This window comes from Halorussus salilacus (assembly GCF_024138125.1).
GTDB lineage: Archaea > Halobacteriota > Halobacteria > Halobacteriales > Haladaptataceae > Halorussus > Halorussus salilacus.
The window spans coordinates 2,214,514-2,234,771 of record NZ_CP099993.1; the positions used below are offsets into that span (position 1 = coordinate 2,214,514).

At 68.7% G+C, this 20,258-nt stretch carries 17 protein-coding genes; 6 read left to right on the forward strand and 11 right to left on the reverse strand.

Annotated features, from left to right (window positions below; translation table 11 throughout):
* Positions 1–298: 298 nt before the first annotated feature.
* Both NGM10_RS11435 and NGM10_RS11440 read right to left on the reverse strand, forming a co-directional pair.
* Positions 299–826, reverse strand: a complete 528-nt coding sequence (locus NGM10_RS11435; protein ID WP_253478851.1) for a DUF2243 domain-containing protein — start codon at positions 824–826, stop codon at positions 299–301.
* A 284-nt stretch (positions 827–1,110) separates the two neighbouring features.
* Positions 1,111–2,136, reverse strand: a complete 1,026-nt coding sequence (locus tag NGM10_RS11440; protein ID WP_253478853.1) for a phosphoribosylaminoimidazolesuccinocarboxamide synthase — start codon at positions 2,134–2,136, stop codon at positions 1,111–1,113.
* 307 nt (positions 2,137–2,443) lie between these two features.
* Here NGM10_RS11440 and arcS point away from each other — a divergent pair, with 307 nt between their 5' ends.
* Positions 2,444–4,195, forward strand: a complete 1,752-nt coding sequence (gene arcS, locus NGM10_RS11445; protein WP_253478855.1) for an archaeosine synthase subunit alpha — start codon at positions 2,444–2,446, stop codon at positions 4,193–4,195.
* 82 nt (positions 4,196–4,277) lie between these two features.
* Positions 4,278–5,420, forward strand: coding sequence for a 7,8-didemethyl-8-hydroxy-5-deazariboflavin synthase subunit CofG (cofG, locus tag NGM10_RS11450; protein ID WP_253478857.1), 1,143 nt, complete (start codon positions 4,278–4,280; stop codon positions 5,418–5,420).
* 17 nt (positions 5,421–5,437) lie between these two features.
* Here cofG and NGM10_RS11455 read toward each other — a convergent pair whose 3' ends face one another.
* The 4 genes from NGM10_RS11455 to NGM10_RS11470 all read right to left on the reverse strand — a co-directional run bounded on the left by NGM10_RS11455 (position 5,438) and on the right by NGM10_RS11470 (position 9,969).
* Positions 5,438–5,995, reverse strand: coding sequence for a metal-dependent hydrolase (locus tag NGM10_RS11455; RefSeq protein ID WP_253478859.1), 558 nt, complete (start codon positions 5,993–5,995; stop codon positions 5,438–5,440).
* 1 nt (position 5,996) lies between these two features.
* Positions 5,997–7,388, reverse strand: coding sequence for a 7,8-didemethyl-8-hydroxy-5-deazariboflavin synthase subunit CofH (gene cofH, locus NGM10_RS11460; RefSeq protein WP_253478861.1), 1,392 nt, complete (start codon positions 7,386–7,388; stop codon positions 5,997–5,999).
* A gap of 258 nt (positions 7,389–7,646) precedes the next feature.
* Complete coding sequence (tgtA, locus tag NGM10_RS11465; protein WP_253478863.1) at positions 7,647–9,125, reverse strand: tRNA guanosine(15) transglycosylase TgtA; 1,479 nt, start codon at positions 9,123–9,125, stop codon at positions 7,647–7,649.
* A gap of 265 nt (positions 9,126–9,390) precedes the next feature.
* Positions 9,391–9,969 (reverse strand): NUDIX hydrolase, encoded by a 579-nt coding sequence (locus NGM10_RS11470; protein ID WP_253478865.1) that lies wholly within the window; start codon positions 9,967–9,969, stop codon positions 9,391–9,393.
* Positions 9,970–10,154: 185 nt separating this feature from the next.
* Between NGM10_RS11470 and NGM10_RS11475 the strand changes: the two genes are divergently transcribed.
* On the forward strand, positions 10,155–11,396 hold the full coding sequence (locus NGM10_RS11475) for a hypothetical protein (RefSeq protein WP_253478867.1): 1,242 nt from the start codon (positions 10,155–10,157) through the stop codon (positions 11,394–11,396).
* A gap of 22 nt (positions 11,397–11,418) precedes the next feature.
* Here NGM10_RS11475 and NGM10_RS11480 read toward each other — a convergent pair whose 3' ends face one another.
* Genes NGM10_RS11480 through NGM10_RS11490 form a run of 3 tightly spaced genes read right to left on the reverse strand, consistent with a single transcriptional unit; the run spans position 11,419 to position 14,995 of the window.
* Positions 11,419–12,204, reverse strand: coding sequence for an ABC transporter permease (locus tag NGM10_RS11480; RefSeq protein ID WP_253478869.1), 786 nt, complete (start codon positions 12,202–12,204; stop codon positions 11,419–11,421).
* Positions 12,201–13,289 (reverse strand): ABC transporter ATP-binding protein, encoded by a 1,089-nt coding sequence (locus tag NGM10_RS11485; RefSeq protein ID WP_253478871.1) that lies wholly within the window; start codon positions 13,287–13,289, stop codon positions 12,201–12,203. The genes NGM10_RS11480 and NGM10_RS11485 overlap by 4 nt, the downstream gene beginning before the upstream one ends.
* Positions 13,290–13,339: 50 nt before the next feature.
* Positions 13,340–14,995 (reverse strand): potassium channel family protein, encoded by a 1,656-nt coding sequence (locus tag NGM10_RS11490; protein WP_253478873.1) that lies wholly within the window; start codon positions 14,993–14,995, stop codon positions 13,340–13,342.
* A 159-nt stretch (positions 14,996–15,154) separates the two neighbouring features.
* Here NGM10_RS11490 and NGM10_RS11495 point away from each other — a divergent pair, with 159 nt between their 5' ends.
* Positions 15,155–15,763 (forward strand): hypothetical protein, encoded by a 609-nt coding sequence (locus tag NGM10_RS11495; RefSeq protein ID WP_253478875.1) that lies wholly within the window; start codon positions 15,155–15,157, stop codon positions 15,761–15,763.
* Positions 15,764–15,954: 191 nt separating this feature from the next.
* Here the strand turns inward: NGM10_RS11495 and nucS are convergent, their stop codons facing one another.
* Positions 15,955–16,791, reverse strand: a complete 837-nt coding sequence (gene nucS / locus NGM10_RS11500) for an endonuclease NucS (RefSeq protein WP_253478877.1) — start codon at positions 16,789–16,791, stop codon at positions 15,955–15,957.
* A gap of 537 nt (positions 16,792–17,328) precedes the next feature.
* Between nucS and NGM10_RS11505 the strand changes: the two genes are divergently transcribed.
* Positions 17,329–18,234 carry a glycosyltransferase family 2 protein gene (locus tag NGM10_RS11505; protein WP_253478879.1) on the forward strand — a complete coding sequence of 302 codons (906 nt, stop codon included), beginning with the start codon at positions 17,329–17,331 and terminating at the stop codon, positions 18,232–18,234.
* Between the two features lie 43 nt (positions 18,235–18,277).
* Here the strand turns inward: NGM10_RS11505 and NGM10_RS11510 are convergent, their stop codons facing one another.
* Positions 18,278–18,808, reverse strand: a complete 531-nt coding sequence (locus tag NGM10_RS11510; protein WP_253478881.1) for a P-loop nucleotide/nucleoside kinase family protein — start codon at positions 18,806–18,808, stop codon at positions 18,278–18,280.
* A gap of 287 nt (positions 18,809–19,095) precedes the next feature.
* Between NGM10_RS11510 and NGM10_RS11515 the strand changes: the two genes are divergently transcribed.
* Positions 19,096–20,256, forward strand: coding sequence for a trans-sulfuration enzyme family protein (locus NGM10_RS11515; RefSeq protein WP_253478884.1), 1,161 nt, complete (start codon positions 19,096–19,098; stop codon positions 20,254–20,256).
* The last annotated feature ends 2 nt before the right edge of the window (positions 20,257–20,258 follow it).

Genomic DNA, 20,258 nt, shown 5'->3' on the forward strand with positions numbered 1-20,258 from the left:
TTCGGCCGGTGAACCAACCGCCGGGAATCGGCCGGTGAACCAACCGCCGGGTGGGACTGAAAGGGGCCGCCCGCTCGCGTTTATGTAGTCGCCTCAGCGACCCCTATCGCGGGCCGGGCTGTGCGGAGAGGCCCGCGATATGTCGCTGAGCGACCGCGAGCGGGCGGGGGCTTTCTGGCGGTTCGTCGCCCCGTCTTCTGGGAGGGTGCGTAGCGAGCGGGCGGGGGCTTTCGGGCGGTTCGACGCCCTGCCTTCTGGGAGGGTGGACGACCTCGAAGCCTGTGGTCACGAACGCGTGCTACCCGGTCTCGGTGGTCTCGCCCGCGTCGCGCTCGGAGACCATTTTGGGGTCGCCCCGGACCACCGCGAGGCCGCCGACGAGGAACGCCGCGCCCCAGACGAGAAAGAGCACGTCCCACAGCAGGACCCCGCCCGGTCCCTCGGGCCAGACGTGGTGGATACCGAGCAGGAAGTGGTTCACCGTCCCCTCCACGAGGTTGAACACGCCCCACCCGGCGACCGTGGCTCCGAGGAGGGCGCGACCCGACGGGGGGACGCCCGGAGCGCGCCACGCCCGCAGGACCAGCGCGACCCGGCCGACCGTGAACAGGTACGTCCCGGCGTGGAACAGGCCGTCCCAGAACACGTTCAGCCGCAGGTCGCTCGCGACGGCGGGGTCGGGGTGGGCGCTGAGCATGTGATGCCACTGGAGCAACTGGTGGAACACGATGCCGTCGAAGAACCCGCCGAATCCGACCCCGAGGACGATGCCCGCGCGCACGAGCGGCCTCGCGCGGTCGCTGACGTCGGTCAACCCCCCCAACATGGCCCGAACGAGGACTCGCGCGTGGTTAGGCGTTGTGCCCGCTAGGAGACGTTGGACGGAAGATAGCCGTCACCGGTGGAATGGACTCCATGACGACCTCGAAAGCCCTCGCGCGCTCGCGGTCGCTCAGCGACATATCCTCCGCTCACTTCGTTCGCTCCGGATAGGGGTCGCGCGACCCCTTTCAGTCCCACCCGGCAGATGCGTCACCGGGCGCTTCGCGTGGCGTGTTTCACCGAGCGCGGCTGGTTCGAAAATCGGTCCGTCCGAAACGAGTCCCGAACTCAGTAGTCGCGGACGGCCGCCACGGCGTCCTCCAGCGAAGGCGCGTCGAACAGGTCGCGGTCGACGTAGGCGTTCGTTCCGGCGGCGTAGAGGTCTCGCGCGGCCGAAATCAGCTCGTCGGGGAGGGGTTCGGGGTCTACGTCGCACAGCGATTTCCAGTCGGCGAGCCCCCGCGACTTGGCGGTCGCCTTGGCCTCCGCCACCGCCTCGACCCACTCGGGCTGGGTGCGCTTGTGGTACTGGCGGAGGAACTCCTTGCTGACCTGCTGGCCGTGGAACGTGAAGCGGTTCTCGTCGAACGTGCCGACCACGTCGGCGACCCGAATCTCGCCGCCGACGTAGAGGCACTCGATCTTGCCGTCCTCGTGGGTGAGGTCGGCGGTTGCGGCGCGCTCGGTCACGACCCGGTTGACCTCGCGCGCGAGGGCTTCGAGGTCGGCCACGTCGGCCTTCCCGGCGATGCGGTCGGCCTCCTCGCGGGCGAGGTAGCGGTCGCTCTCCTCGTACTTCGTGGAGAACTCCACGATGGGCTGCTCCAGCTGGACCACGCCCTCGGGCCACTCGGGGAAGTCGAGTCCCACGTCAGCGGGGTCGGCGCGCTCGCGGAGGCTCGACCCTACGGGGACGCTGTTGCGGAACACGACCTCCAGCGGGACGAGGTAGTTGTCGCCCGCGGCGGCGTGGTAGGCGTCGTAGTCGTACTCCCGGCCCGACCGCGGCAGGTCGGGGACCTGCGTCAGGTCGATGGCCATCTCGGTCGGCGGGGAGTCGGCGTCGGCGAGGGCGACCGGCCCCGCCGACCCCTCCGGAACGACCCCCCGGTAGTGGGTCGGGACGCCCTCCTCCTCCAACAGCTCGAAGTTGAACGCGCCCATCGAACAGAGGCTCGCGCCCTTGTCGGGAATCTCGTCGGGCATCTTGCCCCAGTCGAACACCGAGTAGTCGTCGGTGAAGACGAACGACCCGCGCCCCAAGGCGCTCGGTGCCGGTTCCTCCTCGACGCGGAACTCCTTGACGCTCGTCACCGCGACCGCCTCCGCGCAGTTTGCATGTACGAGGAGTGACCGCCGCCGGACTAAGGCGTTTCCATTCCCGTGTGTATGTTTCCCCGAGGAGCCTCCGGAAGTATGCACGTCTGCGCATCAGAACTGGCGGGGGCGACCCGGCCGGACGGCCGGGTCGCCCCCGCCAGTTCCGGACTGCCCCCGCCAGTTCCGGACCGCTCCGGACCACTTTGGGCCGCTCCGGCCCGCTGTAACACCGGGACTGGACCCAACGGAGCCGGAGCCGAATCTCGCAAGATAATTGCGTCTCCCGCCCCGACCGGAGGGTATGACCGACTACTTCGAGGTCCACCACCGCGACGGCCCGGCCCGGGTCGCGGAGGTGCGCCTCTCCGAGCCGGTGACGACCCCGGCCATCGTCGACGATTTCATTTCTGACGCCGGAAGCCTCTGGGTCGATGACCGCGAACTCCCGGAGGGGAGCGACGACGAACTCACGGTCCTGCCCCATCGGGCGTTCCCGAGCGGGACCGACGAGGAGGTGATGGACTCCTTCGCGGTCGAGTACCCCGACGTGGACTACCCGAGCGCGGCCGTCGTCGCGCCCGAGACCGCCGCCGACTGCGGCACCGACGCCTACGTCCTCTCGGGCGCGCAGGGGGTCGTGGGCCACGGCGCGGGGTTCCGGGAGGCCATCGTCGAGACCCGGGAGGCGATTCCGGCCGACAGCGCGCTCTACCTGCCGGGCGTCGCCACGCCCGCGAACGTCGCCACGCTCGTCTACGCGGGCGTCGACCTCGTGGACGCCGACCGCGCGGTCGTTGCGGGGTTGGAAGGGAGGTACCTCACGACCGAGGGCACCCACTTCTTGGAGGACCTCTCGGAACTCCCGTGTGCCTGCCCGGCGTGCCGAAAGCCCCTCTCGGAGTTCACCCGCGAGGACTGCGCCGAGCACAACGAGAACGCCCTGCGCGCCGAACTCGGCATCGTCCGCGAGCGCATCCGCGCGGGCCGACTCCGCGACTACATCGAAGGGCAGGCCCGCCACGACCAGTGGCTGACCGCCGCGTTCCGGGAGTTCGACCAGCAGTGGAGCTACGTCGAGGAGCGCGCGCCCGTCATCCGGGACGCCGAACTCTCGGCCGCGACCGAGGACACCCTGCGCAGAGTCGAGATTCAGCGGTTCGCCGACCGGGTGACCACGCGGTACACGAATCGGTTCGACAACCCCCTCGTGCTGGTGCCCTGCTCGGCGAAGAAGCCCTACAGCGAGTCCCAGAGCCACGGCCAGTTCCACGACGCCGTCCAGTTCCGGGGCCACACCGTCTCGATGACCTCGCCCATCGGGGTCGTCCCGCAGGAACTCGAACTCACCTACCCGGCCCAGCACTACGACTCGGTGGTGACGGGTCGGTGGTCCGAGGACGAGAAGGAGTTCGTTGCCGCGGTCCTCCGGCGGTACCTCGAACGCAACGACTATCCGCGAGTCATCGCCCACGTCCCGCCGGAGGGCTACCGCGAGGTCTGCGAGCGCGTCGAGGAGGCGCTGGGAATGGACTTTACGTACACCGTCTCGGACCACCCCACGACGACCGAATCCCTCGGAAATCTCATGCGCGCGCTCGACGGCGAACTCAAGTACGGCAAGCGCGAGCGCCAGCACAACACCGTGAAGGCCATCGCCGACTACCAGTTCGGTGACGGCGCGGGCGACGCCCTCTTCGAGGACATCCAGACCGAGAGCCGGTATCCCAAGCTCCGGGTTCGCGACCGCGAGGGCACCCAGCTCGCCGCGATGGTGCCCCAGTACGGCGTGCTCTCGTTCACCCTCGCGGGCGCTCGCCGGTGGGTCGAGAGCGAGGCCCCGACCAAGCGGGTCGAGATAGACGCCTTCGCGCCCCACGGCAGCGTGCTCGCGCCGGGCGTCGTCGACGCCGACGACGACGTTCGGGTCGGCGACGAGGTGGTCATCGAGGGCCCGAAGGCGTTCGCGGTCGGCCGCGCCGAGATGTCCGGTCCCGAGATGGCCGAGAGCACGCGGGGCATCGCCGCGAGCGTCCGACACGTCGAGGAGAAGTGACGGGCACCCTCGCGGCCGGACGGTCGGCGACCGTCCGGCCGCGAGGGCAAGCATTTTCCCGACGAGGCGACAATCCCGGACGATGGCAGGTGCCGAGATTCCGGGGGCCGACGAGTACGGGGTGCACATCGCGTTCGACGACCGCGAGGTCGAGCGATTGCTCGGCATCGGTCCCGGGGACGTCGACCCCGCCGACGAGCTCACCTTCGCGAAGAACGTCTTCGTCCCGCTGACCACGGCCTGCCGGTACACCTGCACCTACTGCACCTACTTCGACCCGCCCGGGGAGGCGTCACTGCTCTCGCCCGAGGAGGTCGGCGACATCCTCGAAACCGGCGTCGACGCGGGCTGTACGGAGGCCCTGTTCACCTTCGGCGACGACCCCGACGACCGCTACGGCCGGATTCACGACCAACTGGAGTCGTGGGGCCACGACTCCATTCACTCGTACCTCCGGGAGGTCTGCGAACTCGCGCTCGACGCGGGCCTGCTGCCCCACAGCAACCCCGGCGACCAGACCCGCGAGCAGATGGAACTGGTCGCCGACGTCAACGCCTCGATGGGCGTCATGCTCGAAACCACGGCCGACGTGGGCGCGCACGCCGGACCGCGCCGGAAGTCGCCGGGCCAGCGGTTGAACACCATCCGGAACGCGGGCGAACTCGGGATTCCGTTCACCACCGGCATCCTCGTCGGCATCGGCGAGGACTGGCGCGACCGGGCCGAGAGCCTGCTCGCCATCCGCGAGCTACACGAGCGCTACGGCCACGTCCAGGAGGTCATCGTCCAGAACGTCGTCCCGAACGAGCGCTCGACCTTCGAGCGCCCCTCCGTCGAGACCATGCGCCGGGTCGTCGCGATGGCCCGCTACTGCCTGCCCGAGGAGGTCTCGGTGCAGGTCCCCCCGAATCTCTCGCCGACGCGCGACCTGCTCGACTGCGGCGTCGACGACCTCGGCGGCGTCTCGCCCGTCACGGACGACCACATCAACCCCGACTACGCGTGGCCCGCGCTCCGGGAGTTAGAGGACATCGCCGACGAGGCGGGAGTCCCCCTGCGCGAGCGACTGCCGGTGTACCGGCGATATCTCCCGGCGGGGCTGGGCGGGGCGGGGGACGACGGGGAAGGAGACGACGAGGAGTGGGTCTCGGAGACGATTCGGGATGCCATCGCGGCCGACGACAGAGCAGGCAGGCGGTATCGCGCGGTTCTCGGCGCTCGGTAGCCACTTGCCTCGACCGGTCACCGCAGGTACCGCATCTCGATTCCCGGCAACCGCTTGCGGACCGCGACGTACACCACCGAGACGACGAGCCCCGCGACCGTCAGCCGCCGGACCCACCCGTCGAACAGCACCAGCCCCGGCACCGAGAGGACGGCCGCGGCCAGCAGGTCCTCGGGCGCGCCGTCGTAGCGAATCCAGCGCCGCGGGGCGACCCACCGCCCGGCGGGGTGGACGTACACCCCGCGGTCGTCGGTGGCCTCCCACGGCCGGAGTTCGAGGCCGCCGCCCGCGGCGTCGGCGACGCAGTGGACCGCGGCCGAGACGAGGAAGAACGCGACCGCGACCGTGGCTGGCGCGGGCGCGAGCAGGGCGGCCGCGGCCGTCGCGGCCGCGGCCGCCGAGTAGTAGACCGGGAAGTGCAGCGTCCGGCGGTGCTGGCCCGAGAGGAGGTCGAGGTCGGGGAAGACGCCGCCCGCCATCCCCGCGAGCGCCGCGACTGGGGCCAACTCCGGCGCGAGCGCGACCAGCGGCGCGGCCAGCGTCACCCCCGCCGCGGCGTGGGTGGTTCCCATCATGTCAGTCGTCGGCGACAGAGGGGTCCGGAGCCGTCCGGTCGGGGTTCGGTGCCATCGGCGTGCCGTCGGCCGCGGGGCCGAGTTCCGGGCCGAACGGCGGGTCGTCGGGGTCGATTCTGCGCGTCTGGCGGTAGTCGGTCGAGCGCTCGACCGGGACCTTCCCCACCGCGGTTATCATCTCGACGTACTCCGCGAAGCTGCGGAACTCGCCGAACTCCCCGCCAGCGCGCTTGGTGATCTCCTCGGAGAGGATGGTGCCCATGAAGTCGTTCGCGCCGCAGGACAGCATCTTGAGTCCCTGCTCGTCGCCGTACTTGACCCACGACGACTGGATGTTCTCGACGTTGTCGAGGAAGAGCCGCGAGACCGCGATCATGAGTTCGTCCTCGTGGGTGGTCGCGCCCGCGTCGATGATTCCGCGCTCGGCGAGGGGCGTGTTGGGGTGGACGAAGGATAGGGGCACGAACTCCGTGATGTTGTCGGTCCGGTCCTGCAAATCGCGGATGCGCTTGAGGTGCATCACCCGGTGGGCCTCGTTCTCGACGTGGCCGTACATGATGGTCGCGGTGGTGTCGAGGCCGACCGCCGCGGCGGCCTCCATCGCCTCTATCCACTCGTCGCTCCCGATCTTTCCGGGGCAGATGACCGACCGGACCTCGTCGACCAGAATCTCGGCCGCGGTGCCCGGCACGCTGTCGAGGCCCGCGTCCTTCAGCCTGCGGTAGACCTCCTCGTAGGACCAGTCGGTGCCCCGGCGGGCGTGGTAGGCCTCCTCGGGCGTCATCGAGTGGAGGTGGAGGCCCTCGACGTCCATCGCCTCTACCTGCTCGACGTAGGTGCCGGGGTCGGTCTCGTACGCTTCGGGGGACTTGTAGTTGAGGTCCCCGCGGTCGCTCGATTCGAGGATTTCGAGGTGGTCGTCGTCGAGCGCCATCCCGGGGTGGAGGCCGCTGACCGACGTCACCTCGTAGATGCCCAGCTCGCGGGCCGCTTCGACGATTTCCCGGGATTCCTCGGGCGTCTTGGTGAACCCGCCGTGGTCGGCCTCGCTTCCCTGTTCAAAATTCTGTGCGGTGTCCTTGAAGTTACAGAACAGACAGCCGGTGTTGCACGCGGTGGTGACGTTGTTGTTGAGGTTGGCGACGAACGTGACCTCCTCGCCGACCACCTCGGCCCGGCGGCGGTCGGCGGCCTCCAGCACCGCCTCCTTGCGCGCGAGGTCGATGCCCTCGCGGTCGGTGCCGGTCGTCAGGAGTTCGATGCCGTCGGCGACCGAGAGGCGCTCGCCGTCCCTGGCGGCCGCCAGCGCCGACTCGAACGACCGGTCGGTCTCGGGCACATGCTCGAAGTCGAATCGCCCGCGCGGGACGTTCGTCCGGGCCTCGTCTGCCATCACTCGCTACGTGGGTTGGGAGGGGTAAAAACCGCGGGGGTTGCGGCATGGCGACGCAGTCGGGTGTCTTCGTCCGTCTGGTGAATCCGTAGCTGGTCGCTCAGTCGTGTCTCTCCCGAACTCAGTCGTGTCCCTCCCGAATTCTGGTACGAGCGCTTAGAAAGCCCCCGGGCGCTCGCGGCCTGCGGCCGCGAGCGCCCGGGGGCTTTCGGTCCTCCCCGTGGTCGGTGACGGATTCGACACCGGGCGACGACCGACTCACTCTCCGCTCAGGTCCGCCAGTTCGACGCGCTCGGGCACGACCGCCAGCGCGCGCTCGGGCCACCCGCGGTGGGCGAGGGTGAACTCCACCTCGGGGTTGAGTTCCGCGAGTCGAGCCACCCCCTCGGCGGCAGACCGATACCCCTCGGGGTCCATCCGGTCGGGAACCTCGGCGGTCAGGGGGTAGGTCTCCGAGAGGTCCCGCGGGAAGGGACCGAAAGGGGCGAGGACCCGCCACGACTCGTCGTAGCGGTCGCTCGGACCGCCCTCCGTGAGGAGGACCCGGTCTCCCGGGTCGAGCGCGAGTCGGTCGAGTCGCTCGCGGTGGCGCAGAACCTCGGGTCTGCGGGCGCTCTCGCCCGAGAGGTAGAAGAACGCGCCCTTCGACACCGCGTCCTCGCGTTCGAGTTGCTCGGCGTGGGCCGTGAGCGCCCGGTAGCCGTCGAGCATCGCGGGGTGAGCGCGGGCGCGGGTCTCGACCAGTTCGAGGAGGTCGCCAGACCGCAGGGCCTGCTTGATGGTCCGAATCTCGCGGAACGTGACGTGGAGGTTGTGCTCGGCGAGCAGTTCCTCGCGGTCGCGGTCGCCCAGCCTCCGGACCTCGGCGGGCGCGTGGTCGGTACAGACCGGACACGAGCAGGGGAAGTACTCGAGGTCGTCGAGGTGCTCGGTCCCCCGCACGGTGAGGTAGCGGTCGTCGCGGGCGTAGAGGGCGTACGCGGCCGAGTCGAACAGGTCACACCCCATCGCGACCGCGAGGGCGAACATCATCGGGTGGCCCGCGCCGAACAGGTGGACAGGCGCGTCCCGGCCGAGACCGCGCTTGGCGGCCGCGACCACGTCGACCACGTCGCCGTACCGGTAGTCGTTCATCAGCGGGACCACCGCGCCGACCGGGAACACGTCGAGGTCGGTCGCGCTGGCGTGTCTGCCCGCCTCCTCGCGGAGGTCGGGGTAGGTCGAGCCCTGCACCGGCGCGTTGACCAGCATCTCGCCCACGTCGACGCCCTCCGCGATTCCGAGTCGCTCTTGGGTGGTCGCGAGCTCCTCCTCGGCGCGCTCGCGGGCCACGTCCGGCGGCGTCGGGATGTCGACGGGCGTCCCGATGTCGCTGCCGATGTCGCGCTGGAACTCGAGGATTTCGGGCGTGGTCACGTCTATCTCGCCGTACTCCGCGAGCTGGAAGGAACCGGAGTCGGTCATGATGGCCCCGTCGAAGTCGAGCACGTCGTGGAGGCCCCGCTCGACGGCCGCCTCGCGATACTCGTCGCTCCCGTAGAAGACGTAGGAGTTGGTGATGAGAATCTCCGCGCCGAACTCCGACCGGAGCCGCGAGGGCTCGACGGTCCGGACGTGGGGGTTGATGACGGGAAGGAGCGCGGGCGTCTCGACGGTGATACCTGCTCGGGGCACCGACAGCTCCCCGATGCGACCCAGCCCGTCTTGGTCGCGTATCTCGAAGTGCTCTCTGGTCATTACCGTTGGATAGCGGAATCGAGAGGGTAAGGGTTCCGTTACGAGACGTTCGGCCTACTTTCCGCTCGGTATTTGACTTCCGACACGGTACTTCTGACCTCCGGCGCGCGCGAGCAACGCGCGCGAGGGACGAGCATCGCAGGCCGGAGCGAAGCGGAGGCCGAGAAGCGCAGGAGGCTGGGGAGGATCGAGGTGCGGTCTCCTTGGCTCAAGTGGTAGCTAGCGTTCCCGGCCGTTTCTTCTCCGAGTCACGCGAAGTCACACGCTAATTTCCCCGCGACTCCGATTCCTCGGTCCCGAACGCCTCGTAGTAGAGCAGACCCAGAGTGGTCCGGCCGTCCCGAACCTCGCGCGCCGCGACGTGGTCCCGAAGCGCCGCCACCGTCGTCGTGTCCACGCGAATCGACTCGTCGTGGTCGAGTTCCTGCTCGGCGGTCGGGGTACACCCCCGCGCCACGAAGAAGTGGAGGACCGAGTTCGCCACCCCGTTCGCTGGCTCGACGCTGGTCAGGAACTCCACCTCGTCGGCCTCGTGGCCGGTCTCCTCGCGGAGCTCCCGGCGGGCGGCCGCCGCCCGGCTCTCGTCGTCGGGTTCCATCCCGCCCACGGGGAGGCTCCGGTTCACCCGCCGGACGGCTTGGCGCCACTCCTCGATGACCACGACCTCGCCCTCGGGCGTGAACGGGAGGACGACCACGCTCGGGGGCTCGTCGAGGTAGTCGTAGTCGGTCTCGGTGCCGTCGGGCAGGCGCACGTCCTCGCGTCGCACGTCGAACCCCGGACACGAGTAGGCGATCTCGTCGTCGAGGGTCTCCCACGCGAGTGGGTCGTCGGAATCGGACATGTCCGGGAGGTGGACCGCGGCCGTCAAAGAGCCACCGCTCGCGGTCGCGTCCGGCAGACCGCCGGACGCGACCGCGTTATCCCGGGCTTACCCGACCCGATTCGAGACCGTCCGGCGGTAATCCCGGCTTATGTCCCCGAACGATGACGAGCGTTCATGTCCCTCGGGTGCAGTTCGCGGAGGTAATGCGTCTTACCAGACGAGAACTGATCGGATACGGGGTCGCTGGCGCGACGGGCATGGGCGTCACCGCCGCTGGGCGGCAGTATCGACCCGACGACCCCGAAGACGCGGGAGTCGACCAGACGTGGGAACTCGGCGGCGTGCGAGCCCGCCCCGCCACCGTCGAGGAGTCGGCGATCACGTTCCGCGCGTCGGTGTGGTCGCAGTTCGAGACCGACTACGACGTGCGGGTGGTCCTCCGCTACGGTCCGAAGGACGGCGACGCCGACGACTGGCGGACGCTCGCCGAGGAGGAGGGGCCGCTCTCGGAGGGCCTCTATCTGGAAGCCACCGCGAGCGACCTCGAATCGGGCGCGACCTACCGGTATCAGGCCGAGGCCTTCCTCACCAACTTCGACGAGGGGCCCTCGCGCCGCGTCAGCCGGGTCCGGGAGGTGACCGCGGGCGAACCCTGCTCGGGTCCCTCGACCAACTGCCTGCGCGTCGAGACCCTCGCGCCCGAGACGAGCGACGGCGACGGCGAGGTGACCCTCCGGGGTCGCGCGAGGGGGTTGGACGCCTACGACGAGGTGACCGGCCACTTCTTCTACCGCCGGGAGGGCGGGAGCGAGGCGTGGACCGGCTACGAACCCATCGAAGGCGACGGGAGCGACGGGAGCGACGAGGCCGAGTTCTCCGCGACGCTCTCGGACCTCCCCGAGGGCACCTACACCTACTACGCCGAGGCCCGCGGCGAGGGCGACGACTGGAAGAACATGTACGGCGAGGGCGGAGAGCGAAGCTTCGCGGTCGGCGCGGACGGCGAGGTGACCGAGACGCCCGAGGGGACCGAAACTCCTGCCGACGACGAGACGACTGAATCGGCTCCCGAGGAGACCACCGAATCGGCTACTGAGGAGACCACCGACACCGGCGACCCCGAAACCACCGACTCGGAACCGCCCGAGACCGAGACCGCCGACGCCTCCCTCCCGAACCGCGTCGTCATCTTCGGCGGCGGCGGGAGTAGCCGAATCTCCTACGAACTCGCCGTCTCGGGCCGAATCGAGAAGGACGACAGCGCGGGCGACGCGCCCATCGCCGACCGCTACGTCTCCGTGGATTCGGAGGACGCCATCAGCGGGTCGACCGCGAGCGGGGTGGTCGCGGGCGGCGGCGACGCCTACCTGTTCTCGGGGTCGGTCCGGGAGTTCACCGCCGACGGGAACGCGCAGGTGTACGTGAACGGCCAGCGTCGCCGGTAGTTCGGGGGCCCGTCGGCACCACTCACTCCGTCAGCCCGTAGCCCCGCCGGAACAGCGCCACGTCGAGCGCGATGACGGCCGCGGTCAGCCCCGACAGCACCGCGAGCGAGACCGCGGGGTCGACCTCCGAGACGCCGAGGAAGCCGTGTCTGACGCCGTTGACCATGTACACCATCGGATTGAGGTACGAGAGCTCCTGATAGGGCGAGGGGAGGTCCCGGACCGCGTAGAAGACGCCGCCGAAGAACACCAGCGGCCGAACGATGAACTGGTTCATCATCGTGAGGTTGTCCCAGTCGTCGGCCCACAGGCCGACGACGACGCCGAACCCGGCGAACAGCAGGGTGATGACCAGCGCGAACGCCACGAGGTAGAAGGGCCGGGCGACCCCGACCGACGTGAAGAACGCGCCGATGGCCGCGATGAGCGCGCCGACCAGCAGGCCGCGGGTCGCGCCCGCGACGACGTACGCCGCGACCATCCGAGAGTAGCCCATCGGCGAGGTCAGCGTCTCCTCGATGTACTCGTTCCACCGACCGTGGAAGATGGAGAACGACGCGTTCTCGAAGGCGTTCGAGATGGCCCCCAGCACCACGAGGCCGGGCAGGATGAACAGGATGTAGGGAATCGCGTCCCCGCCGAGTTCGATGCCGCCCACCCGGTCGCCGAGGATGACCCCGAACACCGCGAAGTAGAGGACGTTGGTGACGAACGGCGGGACGAAGGTGTTCTTGGGCCGCCGGAGGAACCGGAGTATCTCGCGCTTCGTCAGGGTGCGAACCGCCGTGAGGTCCCCGAGGACGTTCACCGCGGGTCACCTCCGGGGGCGTCGGCGTTCCCGCCGCAGTCGGCGGCGGGAACGCCGTGGGTCGCGTCCTCGCCCCCGTCGGTCGCGGCGGCGACGCGGTCGGCGTCGGACTCGTCCCCGTCGTCGGAGTCGCCCCCCTGCTCGCTGGCGCCCTCGCGTGTCATCTCGACGAACACCTCTTCGAGCGAGGTCCGGGAGATGTCGAGGTCCACGATCTCGTGGCCCGCGCGGTCGAGTTCGCGAACGAGGTCGGGTGCGACCAGCCCGCCCTTCCTCGCGGTCACGACCAGCCGGTCGCCCTCCACCTCGACGGCCTCGACGCGACCCTCGTGGTCGCCGTCGCCGAGCCCGGAGAGGTCGGGCGCTCGCGCGGGCGGGTCGCGCAAGGTGACCGTGATGCGGTCGGGACCGCGGTCCATCAGCTCCTCGGGGGTCGCGACCGTGAGGAGGTTCCCCGAGTCGAGGATGGCGACCTCGTCGCAGAGGCGCTCTGCCTCCTCGATGTAGTGTGTCGTGAGCAGGACGGTGGTCCCCGACTCGTTGAGTTCGGTGATGAGGTCCCAGAGGTCGTGGCGCAACTGGACGTCCACGCCCGCGGTGGGTTCGTCGAGGATGAGGAGGTCGGGGTCGGTGATGAGCGCCCGCGCGAGCATGAACCGGCGCTTCATCCCGCCCGACAGCCAGTTGAAGCGGGTGTCGCGCTTGTCGTAGATGCCCACGCGCCGGAGGACCTCGTCGGCGCGCGCTTCGGCCTCGGACTCGGGGATGCCGTGATACCCCGCCTTGTGAGTCAGGACTTCGCGGATGGGGAAGAACCGGTCGACGTTGAACTCCTGGGGCGCGAGGCCGATGAGGTCGCGCGCTCGCTGGTAGTCGTCTCGCACGTCGTAGCCGAACACCTCGGCCCGGCCGCCGGTCCGACGGACCAGCCCCACGAGGATGTTGATGAAGGTGGTCTTGCCCGCGCCGTTCGGCCCGAGCAGGCCGAAGAAACTCCCCTCCGGGACCGTCAGCGACACCCCGTCCAACGCCTGCACTCCGTCGTATCGCTTCCGGAGATTCTCGACTTCGATGGCGGCGGTCATTCGGTCAGGGGTAGGCGAGTGGTGGCGAAAAGCGCGTTGGTGTCGAGCGCTCACGCGAGTTCGCGCTCGAACTCCCGGACGGTCTCGTCGGTCCCGGCGACGACCAGCCTGTCGCCGTCGGCGATTTCGGTCGTCGGGTGGGTCAGGACCGTCTCGTCGCGCTGGACGCCCACGAAGGCGTAGCCCTCCTCTCCACGGTCTCGAAGGTCGCCGAGCGTTCGGCCAGCGAAGTCGGCGGCCGGAACCCGGACGAGTCTGAGCTGACTGACCGGCGTGAGCACGTCCTCGCCGCGAATCTCGCGGGCCAGCAGGCGGGCGCTGACGCGCTGGACCGACAGGACGTAGTCGCCCCCGGCGTCGAACGCGCTCGGGGTCTTCTCGGTGTCGTTGACCCGCACCAGGATGTCGATATCGTCGGTGAGGGTTCGGACGACCGCCACCGCCAGCAACGCGCTCGCGTCGTCACCGACGGTGACGATGAGGCCGCTGGCCTCCTCGACGTCTGCGGTCTCGAACGTCTCGGCGTCCTTGACGTCGCCGACGACATCCACGTTCGGCTTCTCCTCCGCGTCGATGGTCGTCACGTCCACCTCGTCGGCCAGCGCGTCCGTGGCCGCCCGTCCGCCCGCGCCCATCCCGGCGACGACGACGTTCGAGTGTCTGCGGGGCGGCCGGAGTCCGGAGGCCTGCTTCTGCACGTCGTCGATAGCGTCGCGAGGTCCGGCCACGAGCAGGACCGAGTTCGGGGTGACGTACTCGTCGGGGTCGGGCGGGAGTCGGAGGTCGCCGTCGAGCCACGCCGCGACGAGCGTGAGGTCCGGGTGGTCGGCGACCGCGGTGTCGGCGAGCCGAACGCCCGCCATCTGGCTGTCGCGTCGCACCAGCATCTCCCGGATGCGGAGGTCGCCGACCGCGGCGTCGTCGAGATGGGGCGCGCCGGTCCACGCGCTCGCCTTCTGGCCCAGCCGACGCCCGATGAGCGCGTGCGGGGAGATGACCCTGTCGACCCCGACCTCCCGGAGCGCGGCCTCGCGGTCCGGGTCGTCGGTGAGCGCGACGATGTCGAGGTCGGGGTTGTGTCGCCGGGCGGTCAGGGCGACGCTCGCGTTGTCGTCGCCCGCGTCGGTGACGAGCATGCTCGCGTCTTCGACCATCGCGCGGTCGAGTTCCTCGCCGCGCTCGGGGTTGCCGTGGATGACCTGATAGCCGTCGTCCGAGAGCCGCTTTGCCTCCTCCGGGTCGGACTCGATGAGCACGTAGTCGACGCTCAATCGCTTGAGTTCGTCGAGCAGGACGCCGGTGTCCCGGCGGTACTCGGCGATGACGACGTGGTCGTCCTTCGCGGTCAGCCGGTCGCTGAGGTCCATCGGCGCGCGCTCGAACAGCGGGATGATGAGTATCCGGAGCGTCGCCAGCCCGATTCCGATGCCCGTCACCTGCATGAAGACCACGTACACGTTCATCACCGGCGACGACCACGGCGAGTCGGCGCCGTACCCGGTCGTCGTCATCGTCTCGATGACGGTCTGGAACGACCGGAACAGCGAGTGGTCGTGGCCCTCCAGCGTCCGCATCCCGTAGTTGTAGAGCAGCGTGTACAGGAGGATGACCGCGCCGAGGACCACGGCGTACAGCACGATGAGGCGCTGTCGGCGGGTCAGCCACGGGAGAAACGAGTCGTACTTCCGGAGCCAGTCGGTGTTCATGGGTGGGGTGGGTCGGCCGGGAAGGGGTCTTCGGTCGGACTGTCGGACATCTCTTGGCGGTGATACGCGTTCGAATCCCAAGAGTCGTGTGACTGAACCGACTGAGAATCTAAAATGTCGGACGAATATTTATAGCCGAGAGCGGGACGAACCGATACCGTGCTGGTGCGTACGTTACTTCGCGTCGTCGCGTTCGCTTCCGCCGTCGTCGACGTCGTCTTGCTCGGCGGTTCCGTCCCGGAACCCGAGACACAACGAGAGCCGTCGTTCGGTGAACTCCAGATAGTCAACGGCCCGACGACGAAGACCGAATCGCTCGAACGGACGCTCGATAGAGCCGAATCGATCTTGGGAAAGCAACTGACGATTTTGGCGGATACACACGATAGAGCCGTGCGAACGGTACGGGTAGAGGTCGTCCTGGTGGGTGCTATCGCCTCAGTGGCGCAGATAACGCCGGACCGGGTCCCGATGAACGGCTGGCTGGAAGCAGGCGGCGTACTCCTCATCGGGTCGATAGCCGTCGGGATTTTCACGTCCGGCTCCGCCTCGCCCGACTTCGGTCCCGGTCCGAACTACGTTCGTTCGAATCTCGATGCCGGAGACCCGAACACCGACGTGTATCTTCGATTGTTGCAGGGATACAGCGAGGCGATATCTTACAACAACGACGTCGTGAGCAACAGCGCGACGTACCTGTTCGTTGCGCAGGGATTGCTCATCGGGAGCGTCACTCTCGGAAGTATCGGCGTGTTCGTCGGTCTCTGAGGAGCAAGCGCGTGAGAACAACTATAAGTCAAAGCGCCGTACCTGCGACCGAGGCGACCATGCCAGAGACCGAACGCGTGTATTTGGGTCCGAAGTGGCTCATCCGGTACTTCACTCACCACGGACGGAAGGAAGCACGACAGACAGAAGACACCGACTAGTATTCTGACGCACGTCTGGCCCGAGAACACCTAGAAGTCGGTCAGCTTCGCCTCGGTCGACCCCTTCGCGTCGGTCCCGAACTCCGAGAGGCCGACGAACTCCAGACCGCTGTCCCGGCACGCGCGCTTGACGCGCTCGGACGCCGAGGGCGCGACGAGCATGCCCCGAACGTCCTCTCCGGCGGTTACACCGCCTCCGGGGGACTCCTCCGGAGTCTCGCTCTCTTCGTAGAGGGAGACGTACCGCCGTAACTGGTCGAAGTGGCTCAGCGTCGCTTGGATGCGCTTGACCTCCACGACCACCGGGACGCCGTCCTCGTCGCGCGCGAAGAAGTCGATGAAGCCGTACTTGGTCTCGCGCTCGTGTTCCACGATTCGCAGGCCCGCCTCCAGCACCTCGGGGTTGGCCTCGATGTACTCGTGCATCTCGGCTTCGGTGCCCGACTCCTCGTAGGTCGCGCCGTCGGTGGCGTCGAACCGCGTCAGGCCGTACGCCTCGCTGATGCGGACCTCCACGCGCTCGTTGGGGTTCGTCCGGCGCGCGAGCAGGACGGCCACTCGGGGTTCGTCACCGCTCGCGGCTTCCGCGGCGCCGTGCGCCGCGCCCTCGCTCACCCGCGCGGAGACGCTCCCGCCGCCGGGCATCCAGTTGACCGGCTTGTGACCGGTCGGCTGGTGGACGAGGAACGTCCCGTCGGGCTTGGCGACCAGCAGTCGGTCGCCCGGCCCGAGGTAGCCGCTGGTGCGGCCCTCGTACTCGACTTCACAGCGAGCCTCCACGGTCAGCACCGCGCCGTCCCGGACCGCCGCCTTCGCCTCGCTGACGAGGGTCTCGGGGTCGGGCGCGTCGAGTCTCTCGACCACCATTCGTCGTTGCCCGGTGGTCGCGTGGGGGGCAAAAATGGCGGGGATTCTCGCTGGGTCGGTTTTTGGAAAAGTACTGTTGTTCCGAAGTCTGTGAATCGGAGTGCATCTGTCATGAATGGATAGAAAGCCCCCGCCCGCTCGCCACCGGAGGACAAACGGCGTCCTCCGAGGTCTTGTTCGCACCGTCGGAGCACGCGCCGACGAGCCTGTCCTCGCTTCGCTCGCACAGACTTCGCTCGCACAGACTTCGCTCACGAGACGGTCGCTCTGCGGGATATTTCGTCGGCGCTCGCTTCGCTCGCACCTCGAAATACTGGCCCGCAGAGACGACCACGTAAACGCCGGGAGACAAACCGCGTCTCCCGAGGTCACACTCGCTTCGCTCGCGTGACCGCGAGCGGGCGGCCCCTTTCAGTCTCACCCTCCGGTGGAATATCGAACCTGCTACAGAACGTCCGAAAATACAGTTTCCGAAACACGTCGAATCCCCGACCAGCCGTTGTGACTTTCACGATTCGCCCCGTATCGAGGACAACCATGAGTCCGGACGCCCGCGAGGAGGGTCTCGTCTCGGTCGTGATTCCGACCTTCTACCGCAACGACCGCCTGCGCGAGGCGCTCGACAGCGTCGTCGGTCAGGAGTACGCCCCCATCGAGACCGTCGTGGTCGATAGCTCCGCAGACGCCACCGCGCGGTCGGTGGTCGAGGAGTTCGAGGGGGTCGAGTACGTGCCGACCGAGCGCGACGAGGGGCCGCAGGCCGCCAGAAGCCTCGGCGCGGAGCGCGCGAGCGGGGCGTACGTCCAGTTCCTCGACGACGACGACCGGCTCGCGCCCGACAAGCTTCGCAAGCAGGTCCCCCTGCTCGACCCCCCCGTCGGGGTGGTCTACTCCGGGATGGTGGACGAGGACCGGGGCGAACTCCTCCCGAACCCCGAGGTCCGGGGCGACGTGCTGGAGTACGCGCTGGAGATGCGGACGTTCCCCTGCATCAACTCCACGATGCTGATCGACGCCGACGTGCTGGCGAAGATTCTCCCGCTCGGCCACCGCCACGGGGCCGACGACACGGGCACGAAGATCGAACTCGCGCTCCACACGGAGTTCGACTTCGTGAACGAACCCCTCGTCCACCGCGGCCGGACCGACTCGTCGTTGTCGGACTCGTGGGCGTATCTGGAGGGTCGCAAGCGAGTGATAGAGACCTTCGCCGACGTGTATCGCCGATTTCCGCCGCGGGTCCGGCGGCGCGCGCTCCGGGAGACCCACTATCAGGCCGGGCGGAAGCTCATCGACGAACAGGGCTGGTCGCCGAGGGCGACCGCCGAGTTCGCCCGCGCGGCGTACTACACCCCCGACCGCCGGGCCGACTACGTCGGCGAGTGCCTCGGGTCGGTGCTGGGTCGGCCGGGCGTGCGCGCGGCCGACCGACTGCTGTCTTGAATCGCTGTCCTGAATCTGCTGTCCTGAATCGACGCTCGGCGTCTCAGACGCTGGCGTCGCCCACAGCGGTCGCCGACGTCGGGAAGTGTTCGTCGACCTGCCGGAGGGTCGATTCGAGGCCGTCGGAGTTGTCGACCGTGACGTGGTCGCGCGCGAGCGGGTCGAACGTCTCGCGGTACATCTCGTGGACCTCGAAGTCGGCGTCGCTCTCGTCGCCCTCGCGGCTCCGGATGCGCTTTTTCACGACGCCCACGTCGCACTCGACCTTGACCAGTCGGAACTCCGCGTCGAGGACCTCCGAGAGGGACGCCGCCTTCTCTCGGCGTTCCTCGTCCTGGAACGTGCCGTCGAGGACGACGCTGTCACCGCCCTCGATGGTCGCACGCGCGCGGCCGAACAGTTCGTCGTACACCATCCGGGACTCCTCCTCGGTGTAGTCGGGGTCGGTGAGTATCTCCTTGCGGACCACGTCGGTCCGGAGGAGTCGGCCGTCGACGCGGTCGGCGATGGTCTCGGCGACGGTGGTCTTGCCGACGCCGGGCAGCCCGCACACCACGACCAGCGAGTCGGTCATCGGTACCACCGTCCGGCGTTCGGACGCCTCGTGCCAGCGACTGGGGGTCCCCGGGTCATCCTGATTACCGTTATTCTGGCGAGGGACCCCTAATGAATGTGTGGTACTCGATTCGCCACTTGCGGTTCGGAAACACGTTTCGATGCTCGGGACGCGAGTGACCGTCCTTCGGTCGCGGGAGAAGGGACTCTGGTTTTTCGAATCACTACCCCGGATTTCGAAACGAATTCGAAGTGTCATTGGTTCGATGACCGGAATTTATCACGGCGGTGTTCCCAGTCGTATCCATGGACGACCACCACCGGTTCGAGACCAAAGAGGTCCACGCGGGCGGGAACGACGACCAGCACGGCGCGCTCAACACGCCCATCTACGCGACCTCGACCTACGAGTACGAGACGCCGACCGAACTGGAGGGCGACCACCGATACTCTAGGATGTCGGAACCGACCCGCGACGACCTCGAAGCCGCGTTCGCCGACCTCGAAGGCGGCGAGCACGCCTCGGCGTTCGCCAGCGGCATGGCCGCCATCGACGCCGTGTTCTCGTTGCTCTCGGCGGGCGACCACGTAGTCGCGGGCCGGAACCTCTACGCCGAGACCCACGAACTCCTGACGAAGGTCTACGCCGACTACGGGGTCGAACTGACGACCGTGGACGTGACCGACGCCGACGCCGTCGCCGACGCGGTCCGGCCCGAGACCGCGATGGTGTACGTCGAGACGCCGACCAACCCGATGCTCCGCATCGCCGACATCGAGGCGGCGGCCGAGGCCGCCCACGCCCACGACGCGGTCCTCGCGGTCGACAACACCTTCTCGTCGCCCGCCCTCCAGCGACCGCTCGAACTCGGTGCCGACATCGTGGTCGAGTCGATGACGAAGTACCTCGGGGGCCACTCCGACGTGCTCGCGGGCGCGGTCGCCATCCGCGACGACGACCTCGCCGAGCGAATCGCCTACTACCAGTACGCCCGCGGCGGGATTCCGAGCCCCTTCGACTGCTTTCTGGTCCGGCGGGGAATCCGGACCCTCTCGGCCCGGATGGAGCGCCACTGCCGGAACGGCCGCGCCGTGGCCGAGTTCCTCGACGACCACCCGAAGGTCGAGCGCGTCTACTACCCCGGTCTGGAGTCGCACCCGAACCACGAGGTCGCCGACCGCCAGATGGCCGACTTCGGCGGGATGGTGAGCTTCGAACTCGCGGGCGGCATCTCGGAGGCCAGCGCGTTCGTCTCGAACCTCGAAGTCGTGGCGCTCGCCGAGAGTCTGGGCGGGGTCGAGAGCCTCGCCGAACAGCCAGCGACGATGACCCATCAGGACTTCTCGGAGGCGGAACTGGCCGAGGCTGGCATCCCGGCGAGCCTCGTCCGACTCAGCGTCGGCACCGAACACGAAGACGACCTCCTCGACGACGTGGGGCAGGCGCTCGACGCCGCCTTCGAGTGACC